Raw genomic sequence first — 15,235 nt, forward strand, 5'->3', positions numbered from 1 at the left:
TACGCCGATTAAGGCGTTGAGTTGACTAAGCGTCCGTGCCCTGAATGTGGCACTGGCGGCAGAGGTTCTTCGCCTGAGTACCGTCGTCGCCTTCTTCAGTGACGACTCCCGTCCCCTTCATGTAGATGAGGCCGAAAGCGTTCTGGTTGCCGTGGGATTTGTGGCAGGAGAAGCAGGACGGGGTGAAATCCGTCTGTCCCGCGTCCCAATTCCCCGTCGGATTCATAACCTTGACTCTGTTGGTGTGGCCCGTGAACTGCGTGAGGCTTGAGAAGTAGGCCGCGCCCGGCGTTCCGATTTTGATGCCGGCCGTTGGGTGCCTGAACCAGTTCTTCGCGGTGCCTTCGTTCGCCGCGCCGTGGAAGACGGTGTGGCAGCCCTGGCACCATTCGCCGAAGGCTGATTTGGTGGTGTCCGGTTCGTTGAAGTCAACGTTGTTCACGGAGTAGTGGATACCGACCTGCCCAAGCGTGGCGTCGCGCTCGAAGATGGGCAGCGTGGTGTCATTGGTGCCGATGGCATACGCCAGGGCAATGTCCGTCGGCGCCGTGCCAGGCTTACTCTGCAGGTTGCGGTACTGCTTGTTCGTGTATCCGGCGGGGTAGGTTGCGTGGCTCTGGCCGTGCTGGACGTGGCAATTGAGGCACTCCAGGCCAGTCGTGCCCGTGTTGAACGTTCCACCAGGGGCAACCACGTTCGGTACCCCCAGGGTATGGCCTTTCCAGTCCTCGTAGGGCGCCACGCCCGTTGTCAGGGCGCCGGCCTCGCGAACGTTGGTGCCGGTGTTCAAGCCGATCACGTCCGGGGCGAAGGTCTGACCATCGTGGCACTGCAGGCACATCGTGTTTGCGTCGGCCTTCAGCAAGCCCACATACGGCCCACCGGTGAGAGGTGTAGTTGGTCCACCGGTGTAGGTGTGTGAGATGCTGTAGTGCATCGTGTGACAGTCAGAACAGATCAGTGATGAATCTGTATGGTAGTCTCCGGCCATCAATGTGCCGGCGCTGAGCGCCAGCACAAGTGCCGCGCCCAGGAGTTTCAGGTGTTTAGACATTAAGTGTCATCTCCATTTGTGTTGGAAAAAGAATCAACCGTTTTCACAGCCGGTAATAACCAGCGCCGTAACAGGTTTGGGGTACAACGAGTGCAACGCGCAGGTGTCTTTCCGCAGTGCTGTCAACGCGTTTGGCGGATCAGGCAGGGGCTTGTAGGCGTGCCCTCCGAGTCCACTACCAGGTTCTTTCGCCCCCCTTTCTAGTTCTTGATTGTTCGAGTAATCCCAGTTATCAACGTGAACACGGATTCGATATACGCGCCGGCTTGCGGGCTTACCCCGGTGGTACCCCGGCCCGGAAGACGGCCTCCGCGGTGTGGCTTCAGCGATCAGTGATCAAGTATGCATTTGGGTATGTCAGGTGCTCAGGCGACAGAGTAAACGCGGTGAACAGCACGTTATTGGCTTGGTGGCGCGGCGCTTACCGGGGGCTCAATCTGAAACCCCTGCACCCGGGCGCCCGCGGACTCCGCGACGTATATCTTTGCCCCCCCGTCACCCGTGATGGCGCTCGGGAATGACAGATCGCCCGCCCCCTGGCCCAGTCCGCCGATCGCCAGGGAGAGGAATTTGGGCGTGAGGGTCTGGCCCGATTTGGCGATTGTGAATACCGAGACCACGTGTCTCAACGTATCCACAACCCAGAGGCGGCCCGTCGAGTCTGTGATCAGCCCCGCGGGCAGCGAGAAGTTCTGCGGGCCTGCATCATGCGTGCCGAAGGCCATGAGCTGCTTCCCGTCCGGCGCGTAGGCCCGGACGCAAACCCCCAACGCGTAAGAGGCGTACACGATGCCATCCTTGTCGGCCCATAAACCCGTGACGCCTTTGGATACGTCGGTCGCCGTTGCGTTGGCATCGGAGGTCGGCACGCCTTTGGAGTCCGGAATCCAGTCTGCTTTGGACTCGACGCCCATCGTGGTCTTCAATTTGAGGTCCGGGGTGAGCACCATGATTTCCTTGTCGCCGCCGGTCAGTCCCAAATACACGTTGCCGGCCGGATCAAGCGCCAGGCAGCGTGGTTGAATCTTCCCTTTCGGCTGGCCCAGCAACTCCGCCGGCCAGACCTTTCGGACGGAACGGCCCTGGAAATCGAGCACGTCCAGATAGGTGCACTGATTGTCGATGATCAGAATATCGCCGTTCTTCTGGACGACCACGCCCTTTGGCTCGCCGGGGTTGCGATTTCCCGTCACCGGATCGACGACGTAATGGGGGATCTTGATGATCGGCATGCCCTTTTTGTCGAGAATCACAATCTGGCCGTGGCCCGAATCCGCCACGTACAATTCGCTCCGCTTCGAGTCGTAAAACAGGCCGCTGGGCCTGGAAAACCGCTGCACGGACGAAAAGCCGTAGGAAGCGTAGAGATACCTCATCGGGATCTCGCCGTCCGCGAACGCGCGGCGGGAACCGGCGGCCATGGCCATCAGGGCGATCCCCACCGCCGCGACGATAGTTCGGTGTGTGCTCATGGGTTAGCTCGCGACCCCCGTGTGGCAGAGGATACACAGGTCCCTGGATTTGTCGGCTATGGTCATGGCTTCAAACTTGGAGCCGTGAATATCGTGGCACGATGAGCAAGTCATCGGGTCGCCGTTTATCGGGTTGAGAACGATGGTACCGTCGGCCTTCTTGCCGATCGGGTGCGAGAACGAGTGCTTATGGCACTTTCCGCACATGGATATCTCATCATCGACCAGCAGCTTCGGCTGCGGCGAACTGTGCGGCTTGTGGCACATCATGCAATCCAGATCGGTATCCAGCACCTTGTGCCGATGCTCCGCTACCGTGTCTGTCTCGATCTTGCTATGACACGTGAAGCACGTGTACGCCGGACGAGCCTTCATCAGAGCCTTCTGGTTGGACACATGGGGGTCGTGACACGTCGTACAGAGCCCTTCCTTGGCCGGAACATGAGCGTGCTCACCGGCCGGAGTGATAACCGATGCGGGGTGGCAGGTCATGCAAAGCTCATTCGCGGGCTTGACGAGTCCGATTGGCTGTCCCGTTACGGGCTTGGTGTGGCAGATTTCGCACTTCCCCTGCTTGAAAGGCATGTGCGCTTTGGTCTTGACCAGGCTGGCCTTCTGGTTGTGCGAGTGCGGATCGTGGCACTGGGCGCATTTGGATTCGGCAATCGGATAGCCCTGATGAGCGGTGAGGATCGCCGGGGTCTTCGGATCGTGGCACTGGATGCATTTCTGCTGGACGTCCGGGATGACCATGTTGTGGTCCGGGGTTCCGTGCGGGTCGTGGCAGGTCAGGCACTGCCCCTTGGCCACCGGCGAATGGGTATAGGCGGCGGTTTTGCCCGGTGAGCTTTCCAGGACCTTGGCGTGGCAGCCCAGACAAAGTTGCGGCGCCGGCTTGATCAGCTGCTTGTCATTCCCGTTCGGATGCCCGGTGTGACACGAGACGCACGCCAGGTTCTTTCTTCCGTGCTGGCTGCCGGCGAAATACCGGCCGGGGATATTCTGCCATTCCGCGGGAGCTTTCGACGCTTCGTTCTTGAAGTGGCACGTCCCGCAAACCGCGTTGGCGGCCTTGGGGTCATCCGCATTGATGACGCGGAGTTTCCTGGTTCCGGGCGAAGCGACGTGAGCGCCGGCGGGACCGTGACACGCCTCACAGGCGTTCAATTCCGCCGGCAGGCCATCCTTCGTCAGAGACTTGCCGTGGGCGGATTTGGACCAGGCATCGACGGCGGCCGCATGGCAGTTCTTGCACGCCCCGCTGCCGACGTAAGCCGGCGCCGCGGGTGCGGGAGGCGTGGGGGGCTTGGCCACCGCCGGAGCGCCGGCGCCGCGGGGCGCCGCCTGAGCCCTGATAGGCGTCACGGACGCCAGGAATAGCCCAACGCCGAGAATCGCACTTCGGACCGCCCGAGATGTCTTACCTGATGTCGTCATGATAATCATTGCCTGATCCGCCCGCGCGTAAAGTAAGCAGACATTGTGCGCGTGCGCACAGACTCACGCGCCCGCTCCCTCGGAGCCGTGTGAGGCGCCTCGGTTGATATTGTGCACAGACCTCACACGGCGTATGGGCACATCGGGAGATCAACGCGCATCTAGTAACTGTTTGCCTGCGGTTTGCGGATAGGCTCAGCGGATATGGCAGGCGCCATAACCCTCGTAAATGGACCACAGCCTGATCGGCGGCATACGCCGCACGCTGCGGGCGAATGAAGTTATTTCGGCGGGATCATATGGATATTCGTCTTCTGATGGCAGGCGGCGCAGGTGCTGCCTGACGGCACGCGCTGAATCTTCGTTTTGTCACCCATATGGGCGGCGCCGGGGCCGTGGCAGCTTTCACACGTTGTGCCCTTCAGCAACGGAGTGGTCGCCTCGTCTATAAAACCGCCCTTGCCGTAACCGGTGGAATGGCACGGCAAGCACTCCGCGCTCTTCTCTTTTCCGACGTTGACCAGGAGGTCGAAGCTTTCCGCGTGGCGAGATTTAGCCCAGTCGTTGTAAATGTCGGGGTGGCACATTTTGCAGTTGTCTACGCCGGCGTACTTGCTGGTGCTCTGCGCGCCAATGACGACGCCATTCGCGGATACCAGAAATAGAACGAACCCACACAGCAGTTTCTTCACAAGCGGTTCCTTTCCCGGGCAGGAGAGAGTCTTTCCACACCTTGCGGGACAGCCGGTCCGCGAAGGCTCAAAACACCCGGCCACCTAACTCTTAATGGTCGGCCGGGCTGGCAATTCCGGTCGCTCGTTGAAATGGCGCATTCCGGCTCAAGATTGCGCATAAACGGGTTATGAACTCTGCCGAAGTTCAACGTGTCTTCTCAAGTGATGCCTGCGGATAGGCGCAGAGACCACGGTGTCGTCACTTCTGACCTTCATAGCGAGCGCCATCATCTCGCCGATCATGTCAACCTGTCGCACATTCACGTGGGGTGGCGGCGTCAACGTCACCGAGGTGAGGTTCAAAATACCTTTCACGCCGGCCTCGATCAGAAAATCCGCGATGCCCCTGGCGTTTTCCGGAATCGCCAGCACAACTCCGTCGATGCTTCCTTCGCCTAACAGCGTCTTCAGATCACTTAACGGACGAATATCCCAATCGCCGATCTTCTTTCCGATCCATTCAGGTCTGGGATCGAACGCTGCCACCACGCGGAAATTCAGATCCAGGGTGGAGTCGAACATCGCATACACATTGGTCAGCCATTCGGCCCCAATCCAAGCAACCAGACAGGTGTGCTGGTCAAAAAGTTTGTGAATTCTCTCCCGCAGAAACGCAACGTTGTAGCCGATCCCCGGCCTACCGGTTTCTCCGAAGCAGGAAAGGTCCTTCCGCACCATCGCGGCGCCAACTCCCACCTGATCCCCCAGTTCGCGCGAAGAGATTATCTCTATCCCCTGGTCGGAGAATGAATCCAACGTCGCAGCATACCAGCGAAGGCGCATCAGTGTCTTGAGCGGAACGCTGGGACGATCGTGGCACGGTGTCCCCTTGTCTTCGAGATAGCGGGCGATCCGCCAGATCCAATGTGACTTATCTTCCGATCCACTGCGCAACGGGCATATGTTATGGAGATTCACCCGAAGAGAGCAAACGATGGTGGTACAGACGCTGCAATCCTGAATACCCCTGGCGCTCGCGCAGGCGTAGATCTGGCACGGGGTGCGACCCCACTGCTCCAAGTAAAGATTGCCCCGATCGCATCCCGGGCAAGTAGCCTGCCGGCGATACTTGCAGTTGCTGCAATCGAACAAGCCACATCGTGAACGCTCTTCCAACGACAAAACCTCGATGACCCGCCTGTACGAATAATTGAGCCCCGATTCACTGACGAAAACATTATACCCTATTTCACAAAGTCCAGCAAGGAGTACTTTTCGGCCTGAACATACGTAAGTAATCGCCGAATTCCCCCGTGGCGGCAGGCGCCCTGCTATTGCGCGGACTCCGAAGACGTTGTATAGTTCAAGAGGGTACAATGTTTTCCGGGGCCGCCGCGCCGTGAAGGCCTCGCGTTGATCGCCATTGCGCCACGCGGAATCAGGCGTACCCAGCGACCACTGACCGGTTCCCGATAAGGCCCGGTCTATCGTATGCAGGAGCGAAGTTTTGCGCAATTTCAGGCCTATTCTGTCTCTTTGTTTGCTTGCGCCGGTGAGCCTTACCATGCCCGGACGCGCTGTTGCGGCGCTGCCGAACGGCGGTTGGGGCGCGGCATGGTCTCCGGACAGCACCCGAATCGCGTTCCTGTCGGGTTCGCCTCACAGCATACCCAATCTCTGGGTGATCGGCTCCGACAAGAAAGGGCTCCGGCAGATGACGACCAGGGGCGCGCACGAGCCCCAATGGCTGCCCGATGGGAAAACCATCGTTTTCGGGACGCTCCGCTCGGGCGAGTCTGCCTTCATGCGGATCGATGCCGCCGGCGCGCCAGGGAGCGAGAAACCCGTTGAAGCATTGCCAAGAGGCGCCGTCGGTCCGGTGTGGTCGCCGGACGGCTCGTTGGTTACGTACGGGGTCGTGGCGAAGGACGGGTCTTCTATCGACGTGGGCTACGCCCGGACGAACGGCGGCGGGGCGACCGGATTGACCTCGAAATTCTGGTGCCGCGACTGGACCTGGTCGCCCGACGGCGGCACGATAGCCTTCGTGGTAGGCAAATCCGCCGGCACCAGCGTCTGGACCGCCGATATCGCGACAAAAGACGTGAAGCTTCTCTATAAAGGCTTTTGCGGCTCGCCGGTGTATTCACCGGACGGCAAATCCCTGGCCATCGCGGTTCCCGACATCCGCAGCGGGTTCAAGATCGTGGTCGTGGACCTCAAGGCAAAGGCTGAGAAGTCCATCGCCGTGACGACCTTCGACGGCGGCAAGGTGATGTGGTCGCCGGACGCGAGCCACCTGTTCTTTGCATCGAACCGTAAGAGTGAGCCTGCGGTGTGGTCCGTGGGCGCCGATGGCAAGGGGCTCACCCGGCTGACGACGAAGGCGACACCCGCTTCGGAGCCGGCGCTCTCGCCCAACGGGAAGAGCATCGCCTTCGAGGTGACCACGCCCACTTCGTACAGCCCCGAGATGTACACGTGCAGCAACACGGGGCAGTCGTTGACCAAACTCACCGACAGCAGCAGCCCGTCGTATTGGTCTCCCATCTGGTCGCCGAACGGCAAGGAGTTCGCTTTCACGTCCGACGTTCTTCATTCCGTGAGCCTGTACACGGGTTCTCCCGCGGGGCGCACAAGCAAAGCGCTTACCAAGATCGAGGGCCGTGATATCCCGGATGCTTCGTGGTCCGCCGACGGCAAGGCCCTGATGTTGAGCGACGGCGGCCGCTTGCTGAAGGTTGACCCGTCCGGCGGAAAGGTCCCGGTTACGCCGTTGGCCAAGGTGACCAACCCCGTGCAGGGCGTCCGATGGAACGGCAACGAGATGATCGTCACCGAATGGGTGGGACGTGACGCGCTGGTATCGGCGCTCCATCCGGATGGCTCCAAGAAACGGACCGTGACTACGAAGGCCGTCGCTCCGCCTAAAGCCGATTCCGGCAAAGCCCCCGCCCCGCCGCACGTGGTCGCGGGTGCGGCAACTGAAACCAACGCCGAAGCAGGCAACCCGCACGCCGATCTTGGTTTGATGGGGCCGCAGGTGAACGTTGCCAAACCGCCCGTCCCCACCACCGTTGACCTCTGGCCGGCCGCGTCACCGGACGGCAAGTCCGTGGCCTTTGTGAGGGACAATCAGATCTGGCTCGTGAACAGCGATGGATCGAAACTGAGGCAGCTTACATCCGCAGCGTCCGACGCCGCCGGCGCTCGGACGGTTGCGAATCCCACATGGTCGCCCGACGGCAAGACGATACTGTTCTGGGCGTACAACAATGTGCCCGGCAAAGTCAGCCTCGACATATGGCTTTGTGGATTGGTCCCCGGCTCGGAGCGGTCGGTGTATTCCGAAGCCGTCAACACCGAATTTGGCGTGTACTACGCGGACTGCACGAATCCGCCGGCCTTCACGCCGGACGGGAAAAGGATACTGTTCACCTCGGTCGCGAACGGGGAGCCTCGGATCGTCTCCATCGCAGCGGACGGGAGTGACCTCCGTGAGGTTGTCCAGGCGCCCTCGAGTTTCCCTGCGTTGGACGCGACCGGCAGCAGGATGGCCTTCGTTGACCTCTCGAATTTCCACGAGAGGATATGTGTCCGGGACATGAAGACCGGGAAGGTTCAGGGACCGTTGTTCAAGAAGTAGCGTGCCCTGCGACGGCAAATCTCACAGCCGATGCAGTACCTTAGTACTGCGTCTGGTTCCCAAATACCCGATATGCAAAACGCCCGCGTGGCCGCAACAATATACCATCACTCTTGGACATTCCGCCCGTACGTGATGACCACGCTGTCTCTGAAGGTGGTTACCCGGCCAAATGAATGCTGCGGGGTTCGCAGCGAGGAGAGGCGGGCGATGGCTCGATTTTCTGGCGATTCGGATAAGGCGGACGGAGCCGAATGAGGCTGAATCCGGTTGGCTCCGGACTCCGTTTTCGGGGCGGTAGTGCCGTGAAGCTTCGGCTGGGCGCGTTCGCCCTGCTTTGCACCCTCAGCACCGTAAAGACGTTCGCCGCACCGTTTGATGCTGGAGCGCAACCGGATTTCCGCGAGTATTTCAGCATTACCGGTTACGGCGCCAATACGCGGTTCACCGAGCCATCGGCTCTGGCGCTGGACGAACGCAACCGCCTCATTTACATTGCCGACCAGAAGGCGGGCGTCGTGAGCGCCTTCAGCCTCCAGGGTGTTGCGAAGTTCCAGTATGGAGCGGCAAATGGGTTGAAGGCGCCCATCGGATTGGCGGTGGACCGCGCCGGCGATGTTTTCGTCTCGGAGAACGACGGCGGCCCTATCAAGATCATCGATTCTAAGGGCGAGGTCAGCACCCTGGAATTGCCGGACGACAAGGGATATGGGAAAGACCCGCCGAAAACAGGACGGATAGCGATAGACCGCGATGACAACCTTTGCGTGGTTGACCGCGCAAATTGCCAGGTGTTTGTGTTCGACAAAGATCGAAAGTTCAAGCTGAAATTCGGTGGAGTGGGGGACAAGCGCGGGCAATTCAAGCTGATCCAGGATGTCGCCTTTGACAAACAGGGCAGGATTTACGTTACGGATGCCGTTGGAACGGCCGTTCAGGTATTCGATCGAAATGGCGCCTATATCTACGGCTTCGGCGCTCACGGCGAGGCGGACGATGCCGTTTCCTTCCCGGCGGGCGTATTCGTGGACCGGCATGACCAGGTGTGGGTTGTGGATAAGCCGCGGCATAGCCTGAAGGTGTTCAACCGGTCGGGCTTGTTTCTGAGATCGTTTGGCGCCTATGGCCAGGGCGAAGGCAGTTTGTTTTACCCCGTCGCCGCGGCGCAAGACGCATTGGGGCGAGTGTACGTGCTGGAGTTTGGGGCGCGAAGGCTTCAGGTCTTCACCCTCAACCGGCCCTTTGAACCGTTTAGTTAGCTCATCCGGGTGTCACCGGGTGTCGTCATCGAATCTAAGCAGGATCAATATCGTGTTGCGACGGAATAACAGCCTCTCCCTGATCACGTTGGCGGTACTGGCAGCTTGCCTGCTGGCCACGGGCGCCGTCCGGGCTGGCGAGTATCACGGGCCGCTGCAGAATACGTGTTCCGACTGCCACACCGCCCATGCCAGCGTGCGCGGGCAAACGTGGACGCCCACACCGCATCTTCTCAAGAACTCCAATGGAGAGGTTTCGCTCTGCATGAGCTGCCACGACGGAACCGACCCGCAGGCTCCCGATATTGTGGCTTCCGGCACCGCGAGCAACCCTACGGACACGGTGACCACGTTGTACACCAGCAAATTTGGGTCAAGCGCGGGGTTCTTCCAGAGCGACTACCTTACGGCCAGTTCCCCGTACGGTCACGACCTGGCGCCGGCGTTTTCGGTCAGCGCTCCGTTGTCCTCCGGCTACACGAAAAGCGGCGGGCTCACCTGTGCGGATTGTCACGACGTGCACGGAAACGACAATTACAGGAACCTGCTGCCCGACCCGAATCCCGCGCATCCGGGGTCATACAGCATCGTCATCGGCACGCAAGTGAAAGAGACGACGCCTGTAAACGCGCAAAACCCGAACCCCGCGGTGGCGTATGATACGGCGAACGTTTCGCTCTACGTGAACAACAACATCAATGCGTGGTGCACTGATTGTCACGACCTGCTTGCGGCCAACAGCGCCGGCAGCGCGCCCGCGCATTTCCGGGGCCATCCGACCGACGTTCAGATCGGGGGCATCGGCAAGCATACGGACTCCGCCAACTGGATTTCACCCGGCAGCGGGCCGAACACGGGCTTCGGAAGCGATGTGAATGACTCCATTCCCGGCATCCCGCGAGTACGGTACGGATCTCCCACAGGCAGCAACACCATCGCCGGTAGCACCGACACCGTCTCGTGCCTGAGCTGTCACAAGGCCCACGGCAGCAAGTACAAACAAGCCACGGTCTGGCCGCTTCAGCAGGCCGGAGCCGACATGATTTCAGGATGCCAGCAGTGCCATTTCAAATAGGTATGTCGAAAACCGCGACGAAATGGGCCCGGCTTGCCGGACGCGCCTGCCTGCTGCTGGCGGCGATCGCGCTGCCGGTCAGTTTGTTTGCAGACGGCGGATTCTACACCCAGACCAAGCACGGCAGCCCCACGCTCGGCGTTCAGAGAGATCTGGCGCAGCCACAGGGAGACTGCACGCAGTGCCACACGAGCCATGGGACGAACCCGCAGGATTTCGGGCTGTGGGTGGCGAATGACGACAATCTGTGCTTCACCTGCCATGCCACCGAGGCGGGAACCTATTCGGGGCAGACGGCATACTCGCAAAGCGGCCACTCCGTTTCAACGGTCACCTTCAATCAGCGCCCGGTCGGCCTGTGCGTGCAGTGCCACAACCCTCACGGGGCCGGCGACTCTCGCGGAATGTTCCCCAAATTGACCGCTCAACTGGAAGAGAAGAATTGCTACACGTGCCATGGATCGAGCCTGCGGCCGCAAGGAGCGCAGGACATCGAAACACCCTCCCGGCAGAGGTATGGCCACGCGGTGGCGAATTTCGAGCGCCTGCACAACGATGCCGCCGAGTTCGGCTCTATCGGCGGCCGGCCCAATCAGTTTCTCAGCGGAGCATCGCGTCACGTTGAATGTGCGGACTGTCACAACACGCATACCGGGAAGACCGCGCCCCGTTTGGCCCGCAGTTCCAACATCGGGGAATTGATGCTGGGCACCTGGGGAGTGCGGCCGGTCTTTTCCGGAACCGCATGGATTGCGCCGTCGAGTTACGTCACGGAGAGGTTCCAGAGCACATCCACCGAACTTGAGTCCTACCTCTGCTTCAAATGCCATTCCGATTACGCGTGGGGCAACCAGGCGCCGTATACCGCGGATGGAATGCTCGAATCAAACAACGCGCTCGAGTTCAATCCAAACAACCCAGCGTACCACAATGTCACCGGCCAGCCGGAACTGAGTGTTCCGTCGGAGGACTTCGTTTTCGGCACCGCGAGCCCGCCTGCCTATATCAACCAGTGGGGCCCCAACTCGGCCATGGCTTGCAGCGACTGCCACGCGGGCGATCCCAGTACCGGGGACGTTCAGGGTTCGCACGGATCGATGTTCAGCTTCCTGCTGAAGAAGCGCTTCAAGGCGCAGGCAGGGGCTATTGACAACACGGGCGCCACCGGCACGCAGTCGGACGCCTGTTTTGATTGCCACGATTGGAACACGTACGGACAGGGCGGCACAGGAACGGCAACGAATTTCCGCAAGGATACCGGCAATCTGCACAGCCTGGCGGGCCACGCCCAGGCGGGGTGTTTCCAGTGCCATTCCGCGGTCCCGCACGGATTCAAGCGCAAGCATATGATCGTCTACGTGACCGACGGGGCTCCCTATTACCAGTCAGATCCGATTAACTACACCCTTCAGAAGGGCGGCATCCAGGCGTACTCTCACCAGGATGGCGGCGCATACACAGTCAACAGCTGCAAGGCGGGCTGCCATGACGCCCACCAGACGGCAACGCCGGTAAACCCGTTACCCTGACGCGGAAATCAACGATTTTGAGCGATCGCGAAATCATAACGCCCGGACGGGCCCTGCTCTTACTCCTGACACTGGCTATCGCCGCACAGGCGGAACCCGTTCGTGCGGGCGTTCTGGATTTCCAGGCGCAGACGGAGTACGATTTCGCGCAGGTAAAGAGGAAAGGAACGTCGGCTACAGGGATCGGCCATTTTTCGACGGACTATACCCTGACACTGCGAAGGCCGTTTCTGCCCGCTTCATCCCTTATGAGCGACCTGACGTTCAAAGGCATTGACAGCAGCGACAGCAATTTCCGCCAGAACTCCAGGGGCTGGACGCTGAACCTGTACAGCACCGACCCGAAGTACATGCTGAGCAGTCGGATTGACCACAACTCATACACCACGTCCTCGGGTTTATCCACGAAATCGACCGGCTATACAACGAACTACCATGCGGATCTCTTATTGAGGCAGCCTGCTTATCCGGCCGTAAGCCTGCAATTTCAACGCCAGACATCGGGGACGAATTACGGCGGAGCATCGGGCAACTACACAACCAGCACGTGGCTGATGAGCAGTTACTATGACATGGCGCCGTTGCGCTTCACCGTCGACCGCTCCCGGCAGAGGTTTGATTACTCCGGGGCAAACAGTATCCAAATGGGCAGCCAGTCGTCCGCGATAACGCTCAACCGTTCTCTGATGACCGGCCTCACTGTGTACGGCGAACTGAGCCATACGGCGACAGATGTCAAGTATTCCGCATCCTCCTCATCGACCGATACCAACCGGAGGGTGCTGCGGCTAACCGTGACGCCGCTGCGATCCCTTGTCGCGGATATTTCGCTGGAATCACAGGCGGATCGTCAGAAGGTGGGGCTGGTATCGGGAACGAACGACAATGCTCTGGTATCCTGGAGCGTACGGTCGGAAATCCTGCCCGGTCTGTCCCTGGATGCCAGTGATGACCGTCAGACGCAGTCGGGCAGGGCGTATTTCGGCTACCCCAGCAGTGTTTCCAGGAATCGGAGTGTCGCGCTCACCGCACGATTCAGTGACGCGGCTCTGTTCAGCGTATCAAACACACGCTCCGATTTCGATGTATCCACCACGATCTACCATGCGACTCAGGAGTCGCTGCAATCAACGCTGCAGGCGAGCCTTTCTCCGACCACCGATTTGAATCTGAATTACGGGAGGAGCAAGTCCTCGGCCGGGGGCGGCGACCTGTTCGACAGCTCCGTCGAGGGGCTCCTGATCAGGGACAGGACTTCGAGGTTACTCTCGGTGGGCGCTTCGTTCCGGCGCAACAGGCTCCGCTCCGAGGTGTCCGGGGGAGAGCCGCTTCTCCAATACGGCGACACGGCGGATGTGGACGTCTCGTGGCAGCCTCGATACGACGTTGGCCTCGACCTGCGAATGAGCCACCAGAACAACACGGGAAGCGGGGCGTACAAATCGTTTGCGCCCTCCGGCAATCTGAGGTGGCAGATCACATCCGCCACGAATTTCACGGCGAACTATTCGCTGCAAAGGTACCGGCCGTTCGACCCCACGAACGTGGGGCTCCTGGGCCAGGATACGAGAGGGCTTTCCATGCGCCTGACCCACAGGATTGCGAGGGGCGCCACCCTGGATATTGCCTACGATTTCCAGGCCAGCAATATCACGGACATCGAGTGGCATAGGCAGCTCAGGATGGGTTTCGTACTCAGTCCGTCTTCATACTGAGTTTGTGCGTTCACGCACAAACCCTAACAGGGATTGTTGACATACATCGCCCAAATGAAGGACAAATCAAAACGGGGCCGAATGTAAGCGTTCGGAAAACAGTTCGATAAGCGACGCGGCGTTCGTGAGGGGAGACTTCATGGCGCCGGCCCGGGTTGGTTCGATTGTCCGCAACAGGGCACTTCGAGAGTGGAATCACATGAAAATCAAAACTCCAGTCGGAATGATGCTTGCCGCATTAATCGTGACGATGCCCATCGTTTCAGGGTGCAATGATGGAGGACCGTCCACCAAGTTGTTTGTGAAGGCCCGGAATGGAAAGCGCCTCCGAGTGGCCGTCCTGCCGTTTGACAACGTCAGCAGGGATCAGGACGCGGGCCGAACCGTCACCAACACCATCGTCACCTACCTGCTGTCCACCGGCGACTACGACGTAGTGGAACCGGGCGTGGTCAGTTCGGCGATGAGCTCCGAAGGGATCCGCCTCGTCGACGGCATAACCTTGGAGTCGTGCCAGAAACTCCAGCCCAAACTCAACGCGGACGCGTTCATCATGGGGATGGTCGAAGAGTATGGGGAGGTCCGGATCGGGGCCGACTCGTACCCATCCGTCTCGTTCAGCGCCCGGCTCATTGACCCGCGAAACGCCGACATCCTGTGGGCGGGAACGATCAGCAAGACGGGAGCCGATAACGTCAAGGTGTTCGACATCGGCCGCGTCTCGTCGATCGGAAAGCTCTCCAAGCGGGCAGTGGCGGCGTTTTCAGCCTCCCTGGCGAAGTCCAGAGCGGCTATTACGGCGGCGATGTCTTCGCCTCCCGTTGATGTGACACCGCCGACCGTCGCACCGACCCCGCCGGTGACAACGCCGGTTCCGGAGCCGGTTGCGCCGCCGGTTGTTGAGCCGACTCCCACCCCCACGCCGACGCCCACCCCGACGCCTACACCGGACGTGACGCCGCCGTCAAACGCGAAATATCGTGACGAGTCCGCAGCCTACAGCGAAAAAGCGCTTACGGCATTGCTGAAGGACATTGGCACGGCGAAACTCGGCAAAGTGAACTATTCGAAGCATTTCCACGGGACGATCGAAACGAAGTACGTCGTCGGGGACCGCGGGCAATCCGTGGATGTGAAGCTTGTTGACTACTTGAAAGTCGCGACCGCGGAGAAATTCGTCCAGGGATACAATCCGGGCGCGCAACAGACTACGTTTGAGACTCTGCCGGCGTTTACCGGCGAATCCGGTTTCGGCTACGTTCATCTGGACGTGGCGGTTGGCCGCTTCGGCATCTACCTCCGTGGCCCGAAAGACAGGAAGGCGGACGTGGACGCTGTCGGCAAGGGGATTATCGCACTGCTAAAATAGCAGTG

At 60.2% G+C, this 15,235-nt stretch carries 11 protein-coding genes; 6 read left to right on the forward strand and 5 right to left on the reverse strand.

The annotated features are described in order from the left end of the window. Positions 1–25 precede the first annotated feature (25 nt). From VGM51_15070 to VGM51_15090, 5 genes are all read right to left on the reverse strand, one after another. Entirely contained in the window at positions 26–1,054 is a 1,029-nt protein-coding gene (locus tag VGM51_15070) for a hypothetical protein (GenBank protein HEY3414357.1), read from the reverse strand. A gap of 398 nt (positions 1,055–1,452) precedes the next feature. Continuing rightward, entirely contained in the window at positions 1,453–2,526 is a 1,074-nt protein-coding gene (locus tag VGM51_15075) for an NHL repeat-containing protein (GenBank protein HEY3414358.1), read from the reverse strand. Positions 2,527–2,529: 3 nt separating this feature from the next. Further along, positions 2,530–3,963: a cytochrome c3 family protein gene (locus tag VGM51_15080; GenBank protein ID HEY3414359.1), complete on the reverse strand. Its 1,434-nt coding sequence runs from the start codon at positions 3,961–3,963 to the stop codon at positions 2,530–2,532. A gap of 281 nt (positions 3,964–4,244) precedes the next feature. Further along, positions 4,245–4,655 (reverse strand): cytochrome c family protein, encoded by a 411-nt coding sequence (locus VGM51_15085; protein ID HEY3414360.1) that lies wholly within the window; start codon positions 4,653–4,655, stop codon positions 4,245–4,247. A 168-nt stretch (positions 4,656–4,823) separates the two neighbouring features. Then, complete coding sequence (locus VGM51_15090) at positions 4,824–6,203, reverse strand: redox-sensing transcriptional repressor Rex (protein ID HEY3414361.1); 1,380 nt, start codon at positions 6,201–6,203, stop codon at positions 4,824–4,826. Between VGM51_15090 and VGM51_15095 the strand changes: the two genes are divergently transcribed. The 6 genes from VGM51_15095 (at position 6,202) to VGM51_15120 (ending at position 15,230) form a co-directional block, all read left to right on the forward strand. Further along, on the forward strand, positions 6,202–8,283 hold the full coding sequence (locus VGM51_15095; GenBank protein HEY3414362.1) for a hypothetical protein: 2,082 nt from the start codon (positions 6,202–6,204) through the stop codon (positions 8,281–8,283). The genes VGM51_15090 and VGM51_15095 overlap by 2 nt on opposite strands. Before the next feature lie 305 nt (positions 8,284–8,588). Continuing rightward, positions 8,589–9,542, forward strand: a complete 954-nt coding sequence (locus tag VGM51_15100) for an NHL repeat-containing protein (protein ID HEY3414363.1) — start codon at positions 8,589–8,591, stop codon at positions 9,540–9,542. A 52-nt stretch (positions 9,543–9,594) separates the two neighbouring features. Then, on the forward strand, positions 9,595–10,617 hold the full coding sequence (locus VGM51_15105) for a cytochrome c3 family protein (GenBank protein HEY3414364.1): 1,023 nt from the start codon (positions 9,595–9,597) through the stop codon (positions 10,615–10,617). After that, entirely contained in the window at positions 10,602–12,146 is a 1,545-nt protein-coding gene (locus tag VGM51_15110; protein ID HEY3414365.1) for a cytochrome c3 family protein, read from the forward strand. Before VGM51_15105 ends, VGM51_15110 begins: the two co-directional genes overlap by 16 nt. 17 nt (positions 12,147–12,163) lie before the next feature. After that, positions 12,164–13,861 (forward strand): hypothetical protein, encoded by a 1,698-nt coding sequence (locus VGM51_15115; GenBank protein HEY3414366.1) that lies wholly within the window; start codon positions 12,164–12,166, stop codon positions 13,859–13,861. A gap of 199 nt (positions 13,862–14,060) precedes the next feature. Next, complete coding sequence (locus VGM51_15120; protein HEY3414367.1) at positions 14,061–15,230, forward strand: GNA1162 family protein; 1,170 nt, start codon at positions 14,061–14,063, stop codon at positions 15,228–15,230. Positions 15,231–15,235: the final 5 nt, after the last annotated feature.

Source organism: Armatimonadota bacterium, assembly GCA_036504095.1.
Lineage (GTDB): Bacteria > Armatimonadota > DTGP01 > JAKQQT01 > JAKQQT01 > DASXUL01.

Excerpts from the sequence above, each read along its gene's own strand:
- VGM51_15095 (HEY3414362.1), top strand. The coding sequence starts at position 6,202 with ATGCCCGGACGCGCTGTTGCGGCGCTGCCGAACGGCGGTTGGGGCGCG.
- VGM51_15075 (HEY3414358.1), bottom strand. The coding sequence starts at position 2,526 with ATGAGCACACACCGAACTATCGTCGCGGCGGTGGGGATCGCCCTGATG.
- VGM51_15080 (HEY3414359.1), bottom strand. The coding sequence starts at position 3,963 with ATGACGACATCAGGTAAGACATCTCGGGCGGTCCGAAGTGCGATTCTC.
- VGM51_15070 (HEY3414357.1), bottom strand. The coding sequence starts at position 1,054 with ATGTCTAAACACCTGAAACTCCTGGGCGCGGCACTTGTGCTGGCGCTC.
- VGM51_15090 (HEY3414361.1), bottom strand. The coding sequence starts at position 6,203 with ATGGTAAGGCTCACCGGCGCAAGCAAACAAAGAGACAGAATAGGCCTG.
- VGM51_15120 (HEY3414367.1), top strand. The coding sequence starts at position 14,061 with ATGAAAATCAAAACTCCAGTCGGAATGATGCTTGCCGCATTAATCGTG.